We start from the raw sequence: 16,173 nt of genomic DNA on the forward strand, positions 1-16,173 counted from the left end.
GAAACCCGCGTCCGCGGGGCCGAGTGGTTCCGTATCGGCGGTCACGGCCCATACTTCTGGGGTGACTGCCGATGCGGAAGCGGACTACGACGCCATCGTGCTCGCCGGAGGCGCCGCCGAGCGGCTCGGCGGCGCGGACAAACCGGGGGTGAGCGTCGGCGGCCGGACACTGCTCGACCGGGTGCTGACGGCAAGCCGGGGCGCCGGGCGCACGGTCGTCGTCGGCGGGCGGCGGCCGACTGCGCGCCCGGTGACCTGGACGCGCGAGACCCCGCCGGGCGGCGGGCCGCTCGCCGCGCTCCACGCGGGCCTCCGCCGGACCGGCGCCCCCACCGTCGTGGTGCTCTCCGCGGATCTCCCCTTCCTTGACGACGGGACCGTGCGACGGCTGGTCGACGCCCTGGATTCCGGAGGGCGAGAGGGCGCGCTCCTCGTCGACGCCGACGGACGGGACCAGCCGCTCGTCGCGGCGTACCGCGCGGAACCGCTCCATCGCGAACTGGCCCTGATCGCCGCCGAGCACGGCGGTCTCTCAGGGCTGCCGCTGCGTCTGCTGACGGCCGAACTCGACCTGGACCGGGTGGCCGCCGGACCGCTCGCCGCGTACGACTGCGACACCTGGGAGGACATCGTCACAGCCCGGGCCAGGATCAGGGAGCATGGGAACGTGCTGGATGAATGGATCACCGCAGTCAAGGACGAACTCGACATCGACCTCGAGGTGGACACGGGGCTGCTGCTCGACCTCGCCCGGGACGCCGCCCATGGCGTAGCGCGGCCCGCGGCTCCGCTGACCACCTTCCTCGTCGGCTATGCGGCGGCGAGGGCCGGCGGTGACGATGCCCAGGCGGTCGCCGAGGCGGCCCGCAAGGCCGCGGCGCTGGCCGGACGGTGGGCGGCCGAGGCGGACGGAGCCGCGGCAGACAGGGCAGGGGCGAACGGACGTGAGGACGGCCGGAACGGTCCGGACCGCAGCGACGAGGCCGGCAGCCGATGACCGAACAGGACCGTGATCTCGGTGCTTCCGGCGCCACCGGACAGGGCGGTACCGGTGAGCCGGCGCCGTGTCCCGTGTCCCACGACCGGTCCGATGACCGTGCCTCCGCCCCGACGGCGGAGGGCGACGACGGCATGGAGGACGCGCTCGCGCTGGTGGGAAGGCGGTCGGCGACTTCGCCCGGACGTCAGGAGCCGTCCGCACCGGGGCGGAACGCCCTCCACGGACGGCGCCGCGGCATGCCCTGGGACGAGGCACGCGCCGTCGCGTCCCGTGCCGGACGTGCCGGGGTGCTGCGCACCCACCGAGATCCCCTCGCCGCCTCCCTCGGCAGGGTGCTCGCCACTCCGCTCACCGCGTTCGTCGATCTGCCGTCGTTCGACACGTCCGCCATGGACGGTTGGGCGGTCGCGGGCCCGGGACCGTGGACGGTGGAGTCCGGCGACGGCGGCATACTCGCCGGGCACGGGGAGGCCGGGACCCTCGCGGACGGCGCGGCCGTACGGATCGCGACCGGTGCCCGCGTTCCGCCCGGCGCCACCGCAGTGATCCGCAGCGAGCACGCCCGGACCGACGACAGCGGTCATCTGCACGCCCAGCGGGGGGTGTTGCACGGTCAGGACATCAGGCCCCGGGGCCAGGAATGCCGCTCCGGCGACCAACTGCTGGCCGAAGGGACGCTGGTCACCCCTGCCGTACTCGGTCTCGCGGCCGCTGCCGGCTACGACGAACTGCTCACGGTGCTCCGTCCGACGGTGGAGGTGCTCGTCCTGGGCGACGAGTTGCTCACCGAGGGACTGCCGTACGACGGTCTGATCCGTGATGCGCTCGGGCCGATGATCGCTCCCTGGCTGCGCGCCCTCGGGGCAGACGTGACCGGTACCCGCAGGGTCGGCGACGATGCGGACGCCTTGCAGCGGGCCGTCACCGATTCCCCTGCCGACCTGGTCATCACCACGGGCGGCACGGCCGCGGGACCGGTCGACCATGTGCACCCCGTGCTGCGCAAGGCGGGTGCCGATCTGCTGGTCGACGGCGTCGCCGTACGCCCCGGGCATCCGATGCTCCTGGCCAGGCTCGCTCCGGGCCGCCATCTGGTGGGACTGCCGGGAAATCCACTCGCCGCCGTCTCCGGACTGCTCACGCTCGCGGAGCCCCTGCTGCGCCAGCGGTCCGGGCAGGCAACCCCGGCGCCGTATCGCGCGTCCCTGAGGGACGAGGTCCACGGGCACCCGCAGGACACCCGGCTGGTGCCGGTGGTGCACCGCGGCGACAAGGTCGTACCGCTGCACTACCGCGGTCCGGCCATGCTGCGGGGAATCGCCGCCGCACACGGTCTCGCCGTCGTGCCTCCCGGGGGAGGGCGGTCCGGCGACGAGCTGGAGATCCTCGATCTCCCCTGGCCACCGAGCTCCGAAGGGTGTTTCACGTGAAACTTCCCGGCCATGACGCGATGGCCCGGCAAGCGGACGAACAACTGGCCGTCTCACGGGTGCACCTGCCCAAGCAGACCGTCGAAAGACCGCTGCGGCAGGTCACCAAGCGGCTGTTGCTGGCCTTGTTCGTCCTCGTACTGACGGTCCTCATCGTCTGGCTGGACCGCGGCGGCTACTACGACAACGCCGACGAGAAGGTCGACTTCCTCGACGCCGTCTACTACTCCACCGTAACGCTCTCCACCACGGGTTACGGCGACATCGTTCCGCAGAGCGACAGTGCGCGTCTGATCAATGTGCTGCTGGTGACGCCGCTACGCGTGCTGTTTCTGATCATTCTGGTCGGTACCACTCTCGAGGTCCTCACGGAACGGACCCGGGAGGAGTGGCGGCTGAACCGTTGGAGGTCCACCTTGCGTGACCACACCGTCGTCATCGGCTTCGGCACGAAGGGGCGCTCCGCACTGCTGACCCTGTGTGCGACGGGCCTGGAGAAGGCACAGGTCGTCATCGTCGACCCGAGCTCCAAGGTGATCGAGGCCGCGAACGCGGACGGCTTCACGGGTGTCATCGGCGACGCGACCCGGAGCGATGTGCTGCTCCGGGCCGAGGTGCAGAGGGCACGGCAGATCATCATCGCCACCCAGCGCGACGACACGGCGGTCCTGGTCGCGCTCACTGCGCGGCAGCTCAACCGGGGAGCGAAGATCGTGGCCGCGGTCCGGGAGGAGGAGAACGCGCCTCTGCTGCGTCAGTCCGGCGCCGACGCGGTGATCACCAGCGCCAGCGCGGCGGGCCGGCTCCTCGGGTTGTCCGTGCTCAGCCCGTACGCGGGCACGGTGATGGAAGACCTGATCCAGCAGGGCAGCGGGCTCGACATCGTCGAGCGGCCGGTGATAAAGCGCGAGGTCGGCAAGAACGTCAGGGAGGTGGAAGACCTGGTGGTCAGCGTGTTGCGCGGGCACCGGCTGCTCGGTTACGACGACCCCGAGGCCAGCCCGCTCCAGCTGACGGACCGGGTCATCACCATCGTGCGCGCGACGAAGGCGCTGCCCGGTGCGGTGCGGGGCGGCGGCAACGCCAAGCCGGAGTAGCCTCGCGCCCATGCATGCGATCACGATTCCCGAACCAGGTGGTCCCGAGGCGCTGGTCTGGGCGGAGGCACCGGATCCCGAACCCGGCCAGGGGGAGGTCCTCGTCGAGGTTGCCGCGAGCGCTGTCAACCGCGCGGACGTCCTCCAGCGGCAGGGCTTCTACGACCCGCCGCCCGGCGCGTCCCCGTATCCGGGGCTGGAGTGCTCGGGCCGGATCGTGTCCGTCGGCTCCGGAGTCTCCGGATGGAGCGTGGGCGACGAGGTGTGCGCGTTGCTGTCGGGCGGCGGATACGCGGAGCGGGTGGTCGTGCCCGCCGGCCAGCTGCTCCCGGTGCCCCAGGGCGTCGACCTGATCACGGCGGCGGCACTGCCCGAGGTCACGTGCACCGTCTGGTCCAATGTGTTCATGGTCGCCCATCTGCGGCCCGGTGAGACGCTGCTGGCACACGGCGGCGCCAGCGGGATCGGCACGATGGCCATCCAGTTGGGGAAGGCGGTGGGCGCACGTGTGGCCGTTACCGCAGGAGGGCCGGAGAAGCTGGCGCGCTGCGCCGAGCTGGGCGCCGACATCCTGATCGACTACCGCGAGCAGGACTTCGTCGAGGAACTGCGGAAGGCTACCGACGGTGCCGGGGCCGATGTCATTCTCGACATCATCGGCGCCAAGTACCTGGACAGGAACGTGCGTGCGCTGGCCGTCAACGGGCGTCTGGCAGTGATCGGGCTGCAGGGCGGGGTGAAGGGCGAGCTGAACCTCGGGGTGCTGCTGGGCAAGCGGGGCGCGGTGACCGCGACATCGCTGCGCGCGCGGTCGCTGCACGAGAAAACGGCGATCGTCGCCGCCGTGCGGGAGCACGTCTGGCCGCTCATCGAGGTGGGGGCGGTGAAGCCCGTGGTGGACCGTGCTCTCCCGATGCCGGAGGCGGCCGAGGCGCACCGGATCCTGGAGTCCGGCGCCCATGTGGGCAAGGTGCTGCTGGTGGCCCCGGCCTGGCAGCGCTGAAGCGGGGGCCCATCCGGGCCGGAGGACGGGCCCCCACCGTCCCGCTCCGTGCCGGTGCGGACCGCGTGCCGATGACGACGGCCCCGCCCTTGCGAAGGACGGGGCCGCTCTGCGTGAGGGAACTCAGAGGTAGGGGCCCGAGCGGGCGGCGCCGCCGTGGAGGGGGTCGTCGTCGGTCGGAGCACCCGGGGGGAGCGCACGGCGCATCTGCTCGAGCTGGGCGCGAGCCGCCATCTGCTGGGCGAACAGCGCCGTCTGGATGCCGTGGAAGAGCCCCTCGAGCCAGCCGACCAGCTGGGCCTGGGCGATGCGCAGCTCGGCCTCCGAGGGCACGGCCTCGTCGGTGAACGGAAGCGACAGCCGCTCCAGCTCCTCGACGAGCTCCGGGGCCAGCCCCTCCTCGAGTTCCTTCACCGAGCTCGCATGGATCTCCTTCAGCCGGACCCGGCTCGCCTCGTCCAGAGGTGCCGCGCGCACCTCCTCCAGCAGCTGCTTGATCATGCTGCCGATCCGCATGACCTTCGCGGGCTGTTCGACCATCTCCGTCACCGGGACCTCGCGAGGCTGGCCGTCACCTTCACCGCCGCCGAGCGCCATCCCGTTCTGTCCCACGATGAGGACCGGAGGGCTCTCCTGCGACCGTTCACTCCTCGGCATCTCCATGCCGTCCATTCTCTCGCACCTGTGGTTCCCCCCACGGTGTGCCCCCGCACCGGGGTGATCCACCCTGGTGCGGGGGCACGATTTCACCGGGTGCGTGCCGAAAGGGCTCAGATCGCCTCGCGGCGGGCCAGCGCGCCCCGGGAGCGGGTGACCAGTGCCGCCAGCAGGGCCGCGCCGAGCGGCACCGCGACCAGCAGGGCGGCCAGCGTCCCCCACGGGATGACGATCGTCGACACCGGCGGGGTCAGGTTCCCGCCCCAGCCGGCGTCCAGTGCCTCCTCGTACCACTTGAGCTCCTGGCGGTGCTCGGTGAGCCGCAGGCCCATCGCGGGCAGGACTCCGGCGGCCGAGCCGAGGACCACGCCCATCGCGGCGATGACGCCGCACTGGAATCCGCTCAGCGTGCGACGGACCCGTGGCGGGGCCCCCACGGCCGCCAGGGTCTTGAGGTCGGCCTCCGCGTCGGCCTGTGCCAGCCCGGTGGCGATACCGGCCGCCCCGATCGTGACCAGCCCGGCGAAGACGGTCAAGGCCAGCAGGACGATGCTGTTGTCGCTGGTGTAGCCCTCCTCGATGTGCAGATCGATGTTCGTGGCCGACTTGTCGAGCTCACCGTCGAGCTTCTGCCGCTGTTCGCTGCTGGGCATCCGGTCCGTGGAGTAGTACGCACCGAGCGGGACGGTGGTGATACCGGCCGCCTTGGCCGTCGCCGGCGGCAGGATCATGGCCACGCCATAGGCGTCGACGTCGTCGGCCGCCTGGTGGACGGGGAAGGACTTGACCGCGCCGGGAATCTCCTTGCCGTTCTCTATCGCCCGGTTCGCAGCCTCCATGTCGGTGATCAGCCGGATGCCGACCGCACCGCTCCCGTCGAGGTTGCGCCTGTCGAAGGAGACGGCCTTGCCGTCCGCCAGGGCCTTCGCGGCGGCGGGATCGTCGACGGCGAGCACGTCCAGCAGCTTCTCGTCGGCGACGAGCACTCCGCTCTCCGTGTAGGTGCTGCCGGAGCTCTCCTTGCACCGCCAGTCCTTGGCGAGTGCGCGCAGCTGGGCCTTGGTGTACTTCTCGGAGGGATCCTGGCCGTCGGAGGTGCTCCACAGCGGACAGCGGTTCGGCTCGGGCACGACGATCTCGTAGCTGCCGCATTCCTTGCCGCCGCCGAACGGCGGGCAGTTGGCGCTCCCGACGACGATCCGGTCCACATCGGCGCGCACGTCCACCGGCAGGTACTTCTGCACCGCGGCGCGGGCCGCCGGCACATCCCGTCCGCCGCCGTCGTCGATGGCCATCGAGACCGCACCGTGCGGCAGCCGCGCCTCGTACGTGGCCTCAGACTGGGCGTCACTACTGGTGGCGTACGTGGCCACGGCGACGGTTCCGGCGACCGCGGCGAGCACGGCGGCCACCGCCGGTGCCGTGCGGCCGCGGTTGCGCACCGCGTCCCGCAGCGCGAGCCGCGGCGACAGCGGCAGCCAGCGACCGGAGCGGCCGAACAGACCGACCAGCGCGGGCGTCATGGCGACCACGCCGAGCTCCGCGAGGGCGCTGCCGCCGGCGACGATGACGAACTGCTCGGTGAGCAGCGAGCCGTAGAGGGCGATCGCGGCGCCGAGTACCACGGCGACCAGTCCGAGCACGGGCAGTACCCGGTTGCTCCGGCGGATACCGCGGCGGCCGGTGAGCGAGGCCAGAACGGTCTGACGGGAAGCGGTCACCGCGGGGACGATCGCGGCCAGCAGACCGGTGATCACGGCGAGCAGCCCGATGCCGAGCAGTTCGAGGGGACGGATGTCGAAGCTGCCGAAGCGCGCACCGATGTAGTCCTCCAGCAGGGGGCGCAGCGCGAACGTCAGCACCAGGCCGAGGACCGTGCCCACGACCGCGGATGCGACGCCGATCACCAGCCCGCCGGCCAGGACGATGGCCCGGACGTGGCTGCGGTCGCCGCCGTTGGCTCCGACCAGCCCGAGTTGGCGGCGCGAGCGCCGGGCGCCGACCGCGAAGGCGGGCCCTGCCAGCAGACAGATCTCCAGCATGGCCAGACCGACGACCGTGCCGACCGCCGCGAGCGCCGCGGCCTGGGCGGCGGTGCTCCGCTCGTAGTTCCTGTCTTCCCAGCCCTTGTGCTCGTACAGCGGTACGTCCGCATCGGCCGGCGGCGAGAGCTGCACGGCGCGGGACTGTACCGTGACGCCCTTGGCGTTGATCTCCTGGACCATGTTCCACGTGAAACCGCCCGACAGGCTCACCAGGTAGCTCGTGGACTTCTCGGTCCCCGGCAGCCCGTCTGCGGTGAGCGCCTTGTCGAGAGGGTCCAGCAGCGCGCCGGGGAGCGCGTTGACCTGGTCGCTCTTCAGCGAGTCCGGCAGTTCGTAGGAGCCGGTGATCGTGTACTCGCGTTCCAGCCCGCGCGCCACCAGCTTCGAGCCCACGCTCAGCCCGCTGGACTCCAGGAAGTGGGTCGTCGCCGCCACCTCGTCCGGCGACTTCGGGAAGCGGCCGCTGATCGGCGTCATGATTCCCTCGGCCATCGGATCGGTGGCCCTGAGCTCCCGGATCTCGGCGTTCAGCAGCCCGTGCGCGGTGCGCAGCTTCCCGGAACCGGACGAGTCCTCGAGGAACTCCGTGCCGGCCGGCAGGGCCTTGCGGACATCCGTGCTGCCCTCGGGCCAGGGCTTGTCCGTGAAGTCCCCGACCGGGTCGTAGCCGTTGCCGTCCGGGGTCTGGTGGATCGGCACACCACCGGTCTGGGCATCGCTCACCTGGGCGTCGGCCCGGCCGAGCTTGCGTTCCAGGGACTGTTCGGTGGAGAGCTCGGCGCTGCGCAGGGTCAGATCGGCGGCGCTCACCCCGAGGATCGGCAGGGCGATCATCGCGAGGACGAGGAAGCTGCGTCCCTTGGAGCGGACGGCGTCGCGGCGGGCGATACGGACCGCGGCGCGCCAGGAGTGGTACCAGTTCCTCACCGCTCGGCCGCCTGACCGCTCAGCAGGGAGGCCGCGTCGCTTCGGACGGTCTGGTCGACCACCGAGCCGTCGCGCAGGAAGACGACCCGGTCCGCCCAGGCGGCGAAGCGGGGCTCATGGGTGACGAGGATGCCCGCCGCTCCCGCGTCGCAGCGCGTGCGCAGCAGCGCGAGGACGGACTCGCCGGTCTCGGAGTCCAGAGCGCCGGTCGGTTCGTCGGCGAGCACCAGGCGGCGGTCGCCGACGAGCGCGCGGGCGATGGCCACCCGCTGCTGCTGGCCGCCGGACATCTCGTCGGGGAACCGGTCGGCGAGATGGCCGAGACCCATCTCGTCGAGGGCCGCGACGGCCTCGTTCCGGGCCTTGCGGGCGGAGTGGCCGTCGAGTTCGAGGGGCAGCGCGATGTTCTCCGCGGCGGTCAGCGCCGGTATGAGGTTGTAGTCCTGGAAGACGTACCCGATGCTGCGCCGGCGCAGTGCGGCGAGTGTCTTGCGGTCGGCGGTGGTGATGTCGGTGTTCTCGACGATCACCTGGCCCGACGTCGGTGTGTCGAGGCCGCCCGCGATCGTCAGCAGCGTGGACTTCCCGGAGCCGGACGGGCCCATGACGGCGACGAGTTCACCGGGGAACACATCGAGGTCGACACCGCGCAGTGCATGCACTTCGGTGGCACCGCTGCCGTGCACCCGGGACAGATTTCGTAGTTGCAGGACGGGCTGCTGGGGCTGGTGGGGCTGGTGGGGCTGGTGGGAATGGTCGGACATGAGAGGTCCCCCTTGGGCGTACGCGTGAGGCGTACGTGAGCGGATGTGGAAGGCGAGTGCCTGGGAGGCACCGGGGTGGGACGGCCCGAACGGGCCTCCGGCGAGGACCGGGAGAAGAGTTCCGGTGCGCCTGGCGTACGGCGCTTCCCTCACCCCGCATGGCGCCGGTGGAACGGCGCCGGACCCGGACGCAGCCCCCTGCCGGGCAGGGGCGGGGCTCAGCCGGGCCTCCTCCGGTGCCCGTGGGCGGGTGCCGGAGCCGGGGCGTGTGGGGGTGCGGGCTCCGGGTGCTGCTCCGCCGCCGCGGAGAGCCGGATGAGCCGGGCCTCGCAGTGGTCGAGCCAGCGGGCTTCCGCCTCGGTCTGGAAGATGAGCTGCTCCAGCACGAGCAGCCAGGCGATCTCGTCCCGGTCGGCGGGCGCCGGTTCCAGCGCCTGGGCCTTGAGACGGGTGTAGTCCTGCATCGCCTTCACGGTGTGGCGGCGCTGGGACTGGATGACATCGCGGATGTCGACGGCCGGCGCGCCGACCGCCATGGCGAGCTTGATGGCCAGCTCGTCCCGCGCGGGGCTGGTCCGGTCGACGGGCCGTTCGAACCAGGCCCGCAGCTCCGCCCGCCCGGCGCCGGTGATGGCGTAGAGCGTGTGGCCCGCCTCGTCCTCGCCGTCCTGCGCGACCATGCCGTCGCGCTCCAGCCGGTTCAGGGTCGTGTAGACCTGGCCCACGTTGAGCGGCCAGGTCGCCCCCGTACGGGACTCGAACTCCGTGCGGAGCTGGGAACCGTAGCGGGGACCGTGTTCGAGGAGGGCGAGCAGCCCGTGCCGGATCGACATACCGAGTATGTATACCGGGTATACCGACGCTGACCAACCGCCCTGAGGCGGACGTCCGGCGTAGTCCGTACGGGGGACACGCGAACCCGGGGAGGACGACACCGCTGTACGCACCCGGACGAAACGGCACGAGCGCACCGCCCGGCGCGGGAGCGTCCCCGGGCTCAGCCGCGACGCAGCCGCAGCCCCATGTAGCCCAGCCCCAGCCCCATGAGGGCACAGCCGGCGCCCAGCGTCAGCGCCGGGATCTGTCGTTCGAGCGGCTGGGACACGGGACGCGGGTCGGACCTGCCCGCGGCGGCGGGAGACGCGTCGTCCGTGGGGGTGGGTTCCGAGGGTGACGGGGAGTCCGGCACGGCGTGGGACTCGGCCTCGGCCTCGCTTTCGTCGTGCGGCGTCGTGTCCTCCTCGGTCGCCGCCTCCTCGGGGTCGCGGCCGTGTTCGAGCCCGTCGTCGGGTGTCGACACGTCGGGTGAGGGCGCGGAGGTCCGGCCGGGGCGCAGCCGGCCCTCGCCGGCCTGACGCCCGGCCAGCGACGCGGTGGGCGACGGATCGGGCCGCTCGGCGGCCTTCCCGCGTGGTGCGTGCGCAGCCCCGGAGCGCCCGGGGTCCGTCGGCGGGCGGTCCCCGTCCGTGCCCGGTTCCGGTGCGCCCCCGTCGGCCCGCCGGTGCGCCGGTGCTCCGTGCGCCGGGTCGTCGGCGGCAAGCGTCCGCCGGTCAGGGCGGGTGCCATCCGCGCCTGCCCCCGGCGCCCGGGAGCGCCCGCGCTCCTCGCCGCCGTACCGCCCGGACCCGTCGTGCCGGCCGCCCTCGCCGCCTCGTCCACGGTCCTCGCCGTCCCCGCGCGATTCCGCGGGGTGGGTCAGGGGGCCGTCGGCGTACGCGTACGTCGCGACGGGCAGGGCGAGGACCAGTGCTGCGAGGGTCGTCGCGCAGTGCGTGCGGAGCTTCGGAGTCACGGGGTGACCCCCTCCCGAGCCGGGTCGCCGAGGTTTCGGACTCAGCGTCACATGACTGGGAACTTCCGGCATCCCGGGCGAAACCGGACCGTCTGGCGGAGAGCGGCCCGGCACGAACGCGTGCCGCGCCGCTCACTCTCGGGGCCGCTCACTCTCGGGGCGGAAGCCCGCCCCGGCGTGTGGCGGCGCGGTCCCTAGTACCCCGGGTTCCCCGTGCCGACCGTCAGCTCGAAGGTCTGGTTGCCCGGCACCACGGCGGTGCCCTCCGTCGGAAACTGGTTGATGACCTGGTCCTCGGCGAACTGGGGGTCGTCCTTCTCCGTGACCTTGAACTTCCAGCCCGCGGCCTGCAGGCACGACTTGACGGAGATCACGTCCTTGTAGGTGAAGCTGGGCGCCCGGACCTTCGCCGGGTCGTCGCTGTCCTCCTGCGCGTCCGTGCACTCGTCCGTGTCCATCGTGCGGTTGCGCTCCGGGGGCTTGTGGCCCGCGACCGCCGACTCCGAGACCGACGGGTCGGCGCCGCCTCCGCCCTCGTCGCCGCCGTTCAGGGTGAGCGCCGTGACCGCTCCGCCGACCGCGAGGAGCACCACTGCGATCGAGCCGACGATCAGCGGCGTGCTCCGCCTGCCGCCCCCGGACGGTGCGGGGGCGGCGGCCTGGTGGGGGGAGAGCTGGTACGCCGGGGGCACCGGGGCCTGGGTGTAGGCCGGGGCCTGCTGCGGATAGCCGTAGCCCGGGGCGGGGCCGTGCACCGGGCCGGGGGCCGGCGTCGACGGGCCGTACGGGCCGGGCTGGTAGGGCTGCTGGACGCTGCCCGGGCCCGGGGCCGGGGCTGACTGGTCCACCGGCGGGAACACCGCGGACGCGACGCCCGAGCCGCTGTTCGTCGTCGGAGCGCCCTGCACGATCACCGGGGCGTGCGTCCGGCCCGCGCCCGCGACCCGCAGGCACTCGTCGCGCATGGCGGCGGCGCTCGGGAAGCGCTCGTTCGGGTTCTTCTTCAGCGCCCGTGCGACCAGGGCGTCCATCGCCGGGGACACCGAGCGGTTGATGGAGGACGGGGCGACCGGCTCCTCCTGGACGTGCGCGTACGCGATCGCCAGCGGCGAGTCCGCGTCGAACGGCAGCCGGCCCGTCAGCAACTGGAAGAGCATGATGCCGACCGAGTACAGGTCGGAGCGGGCGTCGACGCCGCGTCCGAGGGCCTGCTCGGGAGACAGGTACTGCGGAGTGCCGACGACCATGCCGGTCTGCGTCATCGACGTGACGCCCGACTGCATGGCGCGGGCGATACCGAAGTCCATGACCTTGACGACGCCGCGCTTCGTCATCATCACGTTGCCCGGCTTGATGTCCCGGTGGACCAGGCCCATCTCATGGCTGGTCTCCAGCGCCGCCAGTACGTCGGCGGTCACCTTGAGCGCCTTGTCGGCCGGCATCGCGCCGAACTGCCGGGTGTCCTCCTGGAGGACGGAGCCGAGCGNGCCCGGCTTGATGTCCCGGTGGACCAGGCCCATCTCATGGCTGGTCTCCAGCGCCGCCAGTACGTCGGCGGTCACCTTGAGCGCCTTGTCGGCCGGCATCGCGCCGAACTGCCGGGTGTCCTCCTGGAGGACGGAGCCGAGCGGCTTGCCCTCCACGTACTCCATGACGATGTACGGCATCAGCGCGCCGTCGAGCTCGTCCTCACCGGTGTCGAAGACGGACACGATGTTCGTGTGGGACAGCTTGGCGACGGCCTGGGCCTCGCGCCGGAAGCGCTCGCGGAAGGACTGTTCCCGGCCGAGTTCGGTGTGGAGCGTCTTGATGGCGACCTGCCGGTCCAGCGCGCTGTCGTACGCGAGGTACACCGACGCCATCCCGCCTTCGCCGAGCAGGTCGCGAAGCTGGTACCGGCCGCCCGCTACCGAACCGCCGGCGTAGCGGCCGCGCTGTGCGCCGTCCTGGCTCATGACTGTGCTTCCCCCTAGGCACGCACACCGTGGAGCGGTGGCCGCGGTGATCCGGATTACGTGGCAAGTCTGCCCGAGGGCAGTGACACGTCAAGCCGGCTGCCCGTTCCGTGACCGTACGCACAAGAAGCGTCTCGCAAGCGTTACAGGAACCGGACGTATGTGCTCCGGCCCACCGGCAACGGGTCCGGCGACCGGTCCATCTCGGACCGGCGTGTCGCCGGAAGCCTGTAGCGTGACGTGTCGAACCACCGAGAGACGCCGCCCGCGCGCAGCGCGCGGCGCGGCAAGACACGACGGCGAGGACAGATGGCACCCGAATCCGGACCACATGGCGGTGGAGTGTCGGATGCTGCTGACTCCTGGGGCGTCGGCGGGCTCGTCGGCGACGGCCGGTACCGGCTGACCCACCGTCTCGGACGGGGCGGTATGGCCGAGGTGTTCGCGGCGGAGGACGTCCGGCTCGGCCGCACCGTCGCCGTGAAGCTGCTCCGTGCCGATCTGGCCGAGGATCCGGTGTCCAAGGCGCGCTTCACGCGCGAGGCCCAGTCCGTCGCGGGCCTCAACCACCATGCCATCGTGGCCGTGTACGACTCCGGCGAGGACGTCGTGGACGGGCAGTCCGTGCCGTACATCGTGATGGAGCTGGTCGAGGGCCACACCATCCGCGATCTGCTGATCAACGCCGAGGCGCCGCCGCCGGAGCAGGCGCTCATCATCGTCTCGGGCGTCCTCGAGGCACTCGCGTACTCGCACCAGCACGGCATCGTCCACCGCGACATCAAGCCCGCGAACGTCATCATCACCAACGGCGGCGCGGTCAAGGTGATGGACTTCGGCATCGCCCGTGCGCTGCACGGCGCTTCGACGACGATGACCCAGACCGGCATGGTCATGGGCACGCCCCAGTACCTCTCGCCGGAGCAGGCGCTCGGCAAGGCCGTCGACCACCGCTCCGACCTTTACGCCACGGGCTGTCTGCTCTACGAACTGCTCGCGCTGCGCCCGCCGTTCACCGGCGAGACACCGTTGTCCGTCGTCTACCAGCACGTCCAGGACATGCCGGTGCCCCCCTCCGAGGTCTCGGACGTGGCCCCGCCGGAGCTGGACGGGCTCGCGATGCGCGCGCTGGCCAAGGACCCCGACGACCGGTTCCAGAGCGCCGAGGAGATGCGGGCGCTCCTGCAGTACGGGCTGCAGATGCTGCAGCAGCAGGGCAGCCACACGGGTGCCTGGAACACCGGCCCGGTCGAGATGCACGAGGCCGGCCACACCCCGGCGCAGGGCATGGGCGCGACGGCGGTCATGGGGCATCCGCACCACGGGGAGACCTCGAAGGGCCCGCTCCTCCCGCCGCGCAATCCGGAGGACGGCGCGTACGCCGCCGGGCCCGGCGGCGGCAGGGGCGGCAAGGGCAAGGTGTGGCTGTTCGTCGCGCTCGCGGTGATCGCGGTCGTGGCGGGTGTGGCCTTCGCGCTGGACCGGGCAGGCAACCCCGGCACGCAGCCGAAGGACGACCAGAAGGTCTCCAACACCCCGACCGAGTCCGACCTTTCGCCGACCCCCTCGGAGGAGCACTCCGAGGAGGAAGAGGAGCCGGACCAGGGCACGAACGGCAACCAGGGCGAATGGCCGCCGAGGGACCGTCCTTCCCAGCAGGAACCGCCGCCGTCGCAGCCGCAGAGCCCGAGCCACGACCCGAGCGACACCCCGTCGGACACCGAGGGCACCACGGACGGGACGACGGAGGGCAACACCAGCGAGGGCACGACGGAGGGCACGTCCACCGGTACGGACGCGGGCACGACGACCGGCACCGACGCCGGCACCACCACCGGTACCGATGCCGGTACGAGCACGGGCACGGACGCGGGCACGACGACCGGTACGGACGCGGGCGCGGACTCCGGCACCACCACCGGAACCACGCCGGGCTGACCCGGGGAGGGCCGCCCGGTCGGCGCCGTCAGCCGGCGAAGGCCTCGCAGACCGCCTCGTACTCCCGCGTCCACCACACCGCCAGGGCCGACACCGCAGGGAACTGCGGGTCGGCCCTTCGGTCGTGCAGCTGGTAGCGCCAGCGCAGTATCCAGAAGTCGTTGAGCCGCTCCCACCACACCCGGTGCACGGCGGCGGCGAGTTCCGTCGCGTCGGCCCCGGCCGCCCGCCGGTAGGCGCGCGCGTAGGCCCGTACCTTGCCCAGTTCCAGCCGGCCCGAGGGCCGGACGAAGAAGATCGCCGCGGCTCTCACGGCCTCCTCGGCCCGCGGCTGGACGCCCAGCCGGTCCCAGTCGACGATCGCGGCCGGCTCCGCACCCCGGTGGTCGCCCCGGTAGAGCAGGTTGAGCGGGTGGAAGTCGCCGTGCACCCAGCCGCCGGCGGCGGCCGGCGGCGGCCGGCGGTGCGCATGCCCTTCAAGCAGGGCGCGGCGCTCCAGCAGCCGGTGCTCGGCGAGGGCGTCGAAGCTGTCCCCGGGGCGATGGGTGCGGGCCAGCTCCAGCAGAGCGTCGATGAGGGCGAAGGTCTCCTCGGGATCCGCGCTCTCGTGCGGCCGTACCGTACTCCGGCGTCCCCCCGGCTCCACGTCCATGACCCGCTCCAGACCGGTGTGCACCAGGCCGAGGAGGGCGCCCAGCCGGCGGGACTCGAGGGTGGTGAGCTGGGCCCCGCGGCGGTGACGGCCGTTCACCCAGGGGTGCAGGGCGTAGCAGCGGCCGCCGATCACGGCCACCGTGTCGCCGGACCTGTCGGCCACGGGCGGGGCGACNCCGGTGTGCACCAGGCCGAGGAGGGCGCCCAGCCGGCGGGACTCGAGGGTGGTGAGCTGGGCCCCGCGGCGGTGACGGCCGTTCACCCAGGGGTGCAGGGCGTAGCAGCGGCCGCCGATCACGGCCACCGTGTCGCCGGACCTGTCGGCCACGGGCGGGGCGACGGGAACACCGAGCGACTGGAGGCGGCGGACCGCCCGGTGCTGGCGGGCGATAGTCTCCCGGTCGGCGGTCGGCTCGTCGACGTGCTGCTTGAGGAAATAGGCACCGCGTGTGGTGGCGAGCCGGTAGCCGCGGTTCAGCAGGCCCTGGGTGACGGGTTCGCAGGAGAGGGGTTCGCCGGCGTCCTCGTACCGGCGCAGCAGCGCGGCGAGGGGGGGTGGGCCGATCGGGGGTGGGGCAATAGCAGATGAGCGCGGCACCCTTCAGATGTTAGATCACCCAGCGTGTCGCTGATGTCGCTGCTCGGGACGGTCCGGGGTGTGCACCGTGACGAAGCGGGGTGTGAGGCGCATGCGGACCGGTTCGTCCGCGGTGACACGTGCGGCCCTCGCACGCGGGCCGTCACCCCCGCGGCCCGGGTACCCTTCCGCCCCGCACCCCGTTATGTTTTTCGCGGTCCTGCAAGAGGGCCGCTGGCCTCCGGGCCCGGCATGACTGTTGCCCCCTGTCGAACGGATGACCTGGGGGGTGGTGTCACCGGGTCCGAGGGGTGCCGTCGGAGACGCTGATGAG

At 72.4% G+C, this 16,173-nt stretch carries 12 protein-coding genes; 5 read left to right on the forward strand and 7 right to left on the reverse strand.

All coding sequences use genetic code 11. From position 1 onward, the window contains the following. Window positions 1-61: 61 nt before the first annotated feature. The 4 genes from QMZ92_RS33230 to QMZ92_RS33245 are packed head-to-tail and all read left to right on the forward strand — an operon-like array spanning window position 62 to window position 4,530. Window positions 62-997, forward strand: a complete 936-nt coding sequence (locus QMZ92_RS33230) for an NTP transferase domain-containing protein (RefSeq protein WP_283301291.1) — start codon at window positions 62-64, stop codon at window positions 995-997. Continuing rightward, a complete protein-coding gene (locus QMZ92_RS33235) occupies window positions 994-2,430 on the forward strand; it encodes a molybdopterin molybdotransferase MoeA (protein ID WP_283301292.1) in 1,437 nt (478 codons plus the stop codon). The genes QMZ92_RS33230 and QMZ92_RS33235 overlap by 4 nt, the downstream gene beginning before the upstream one ends. A 20-nt stretch (window positions 2,431-2,450) precedes the next feature. Further along, window positions 2,451-3,527: a potassium channel family protein gene (locus tag QMZ92_RS33240; protein WP_283301304.1), complete on the forward strand. Its 1,077-nt coding sequence runs from the start codon at window positions 2,451-2,453 to the stop codon at window positions 3,525-3,527. 10 nt (window positions 3,528-3,537) lie between these two features. Then, window positions 3,538-4,530: an NAD(P)H-quinone oxidoreductase gene (locus tag QMZ92_RS33245; RefSeq protein WP_283301293.1), complete on the forward strand. Its 993-nt coding sequence runs from the start codon at window positions 3,538-3,540 to the stop codon at window positions 4,528-4,530. A gap of 123 nt (window positions 4,531-4,653) precedes the next feature. Here QMZ92_RS33245 and QMZ92_RS33250 read toward each other — a convergent pair whose 3' ends face one another. The 6 genes from QMZ92_RS33250 to QMZ92_RS33275 form a co-directional block, all read right to left on the reverse strand. Next, a complete protein-coding gene (locus tag QMZ92_RS33250; protein ID WP_283301294.1) occupies window positions 4,654-5,193 on the reverse strand; it encodes a bacterial proteasome activator family protein in 540 nt (179 codons plus the stop codon). Between the two features lie 107 nt (window positions 5,194-5,300). Next, window positions 5,301-8,159: an ABC transporter permease gene (locus QMZ92_RS33255; RefSeq protein WP_283301295.1), complete on the reverse strand. Its 2,859-nt coding sequence runs from the start codon at window positions 8,157-8,159 to the stop codon at window positions 5,301-5,303. Next, window positions 8,156-8,923 carry an ABC transporter ATP-binding protein gene (locus tag QMZ92_RS33260; RefSeq protein WP_283301296.1) on the reverse strand — a complete coding sequence of 256 codons (768 nt, stop codon included), beginning with the start codon at window positions 8,921-8,923 and terminating at the stop codon, window positions 8,156-8,158. Before QMZ92_RS33260 ends, QMZ92_RS33255 begins: the two co-directional genes overlap by 4 nt. A gap of 218 nt (window positions 8,924-9,141) precedes the next feature. Next, window positions 9,142-9,756: a PadR family transcriptional regulator gene (locus QMZ92_RS33265; protein ID WP_283301297.1), complete on the reverse strand. Its 615-nt coding sequence runs from the start codon at window positions 9,754-9,756 to the stop codon at window positions 9,142-9,144. Window positions 9,757-9,920: 164 nt separating this feature from the next. Continuing rightward, on the reverse strand, window positions 9,921-10,715 hold the full coding sequence (locus QMZ92_RS33270; protein ID WP_283301298.1) for a hypothetical protein: 795 nt from the start codon (window positions 10,713-10,715) through the stop codon (window positions 9,921-9,923). A 194-nt stretch (window positions 10,716-10,909) separates the two neighbouring features. Next, on the reverse strand, window positions 10,910-12,670 hold the full coding sequence (locus QMZ92_RS33275; RefSeq protein ID WP_283301299.1) for a protein kinase domain-containing protein: 1,761 nt from the start codon (window positions 12,668-12,670) through the stop codon (window positions 10,910-10,912). A 309-nt stretch (window positions 12,671-12,979) separates the two neighbouring features. On the opposite strand from QMZ92_RS33275, the gene QMZ92_RS33280 reads away from it, so the two are divergent. Next, entirely contained in the window at window positions 12,980-14,608 is a 1,629-nt protein-coding gene (locus QMZ92_RS33280; protein ID WP_283301300.1) for a protein kinase domain-containing protein, read from the forward strand. Between the two features lie 28 nt (window positions 14,609-14,636). Here the strand turns inward: QMZ92_RS33280 and QMZ92_RS33285 are convergent, their stop codons facing one another. Continuing rightward, a complete protein-coding gene (locus QMZ92_RS33285; protein ID WP_283301301.1) occupies window positions 14,637-15,860 on the reverse strand; it encodes a phosphotransferase in 1,224 nt (407 codons plus the stop codon). Window positions 15,861-16,173 lie beyond the last annotated feature (313 nt).

The organism is Streptomyces sp. HNM0645 (genome assembly GCF_030056615.1).
In the GTDB taxonomy this organism is placed as follows: domain Bacteria; phylum Actinomycetota; class Actinomycetes; order Streptomycetales; family Streptomycetaceae; genus Streptomyces; species Streptomyces marianii.

Bases quoted from the DNA above. Each gene is read 5' to 3' on its own strand.
- QMZ92_RS33235 (WP_283301292.1), top strand. From the start codon at position 994: ATGACCGAACAGGACCGTGATCTCGGTGCTTCCGGCGCCACCGGACAG.
- QMZ92_RS33240 (WP_283301304.1), top strand. From the start codon at position 2,451: ATGGCCCGGCAAGCGGACGAACAACTGGCCGTCTCACGGGTGCACCTG.
- QMZ92_RS33245 (WP_283301293.1), top strand. From the start codon at position 3,538: ATGCATGCGATCACGATTCCCGAACCAGGTGGTCCCGAGGCGCTGGTC.
- QMZ92_RS33250 (WP_283301294.1), bottom strand. From the start codon at position 5,193: ATGGAGATGCCGAGGAGTGAACGGTCGCAGGAGAGCCCTCCGGTCCTC.
- QMZ92_RS33260 (WP_283301296.1), bottom strand. From the start codon at position 8,923: ATGTCCGACCATTCCCACCAGCCCCACCAGCCCCACCAGCCCCAGCAG.
- QMZ92_RS33265 (WP_283301297.1), bottom strand. From the start codon at position 9,756: ATGTCGATCCGGCACGGGCTGCTCGCCCTCCTCGAACACGGTCCCCGC.
- QMZ92_RS33280 (WP_283301300.1), top strand. From the start codon at position 12,980: ATGGCACCCGAATCCGGACCACATGGCGGTGGAGTGTCGGATGCTGCT.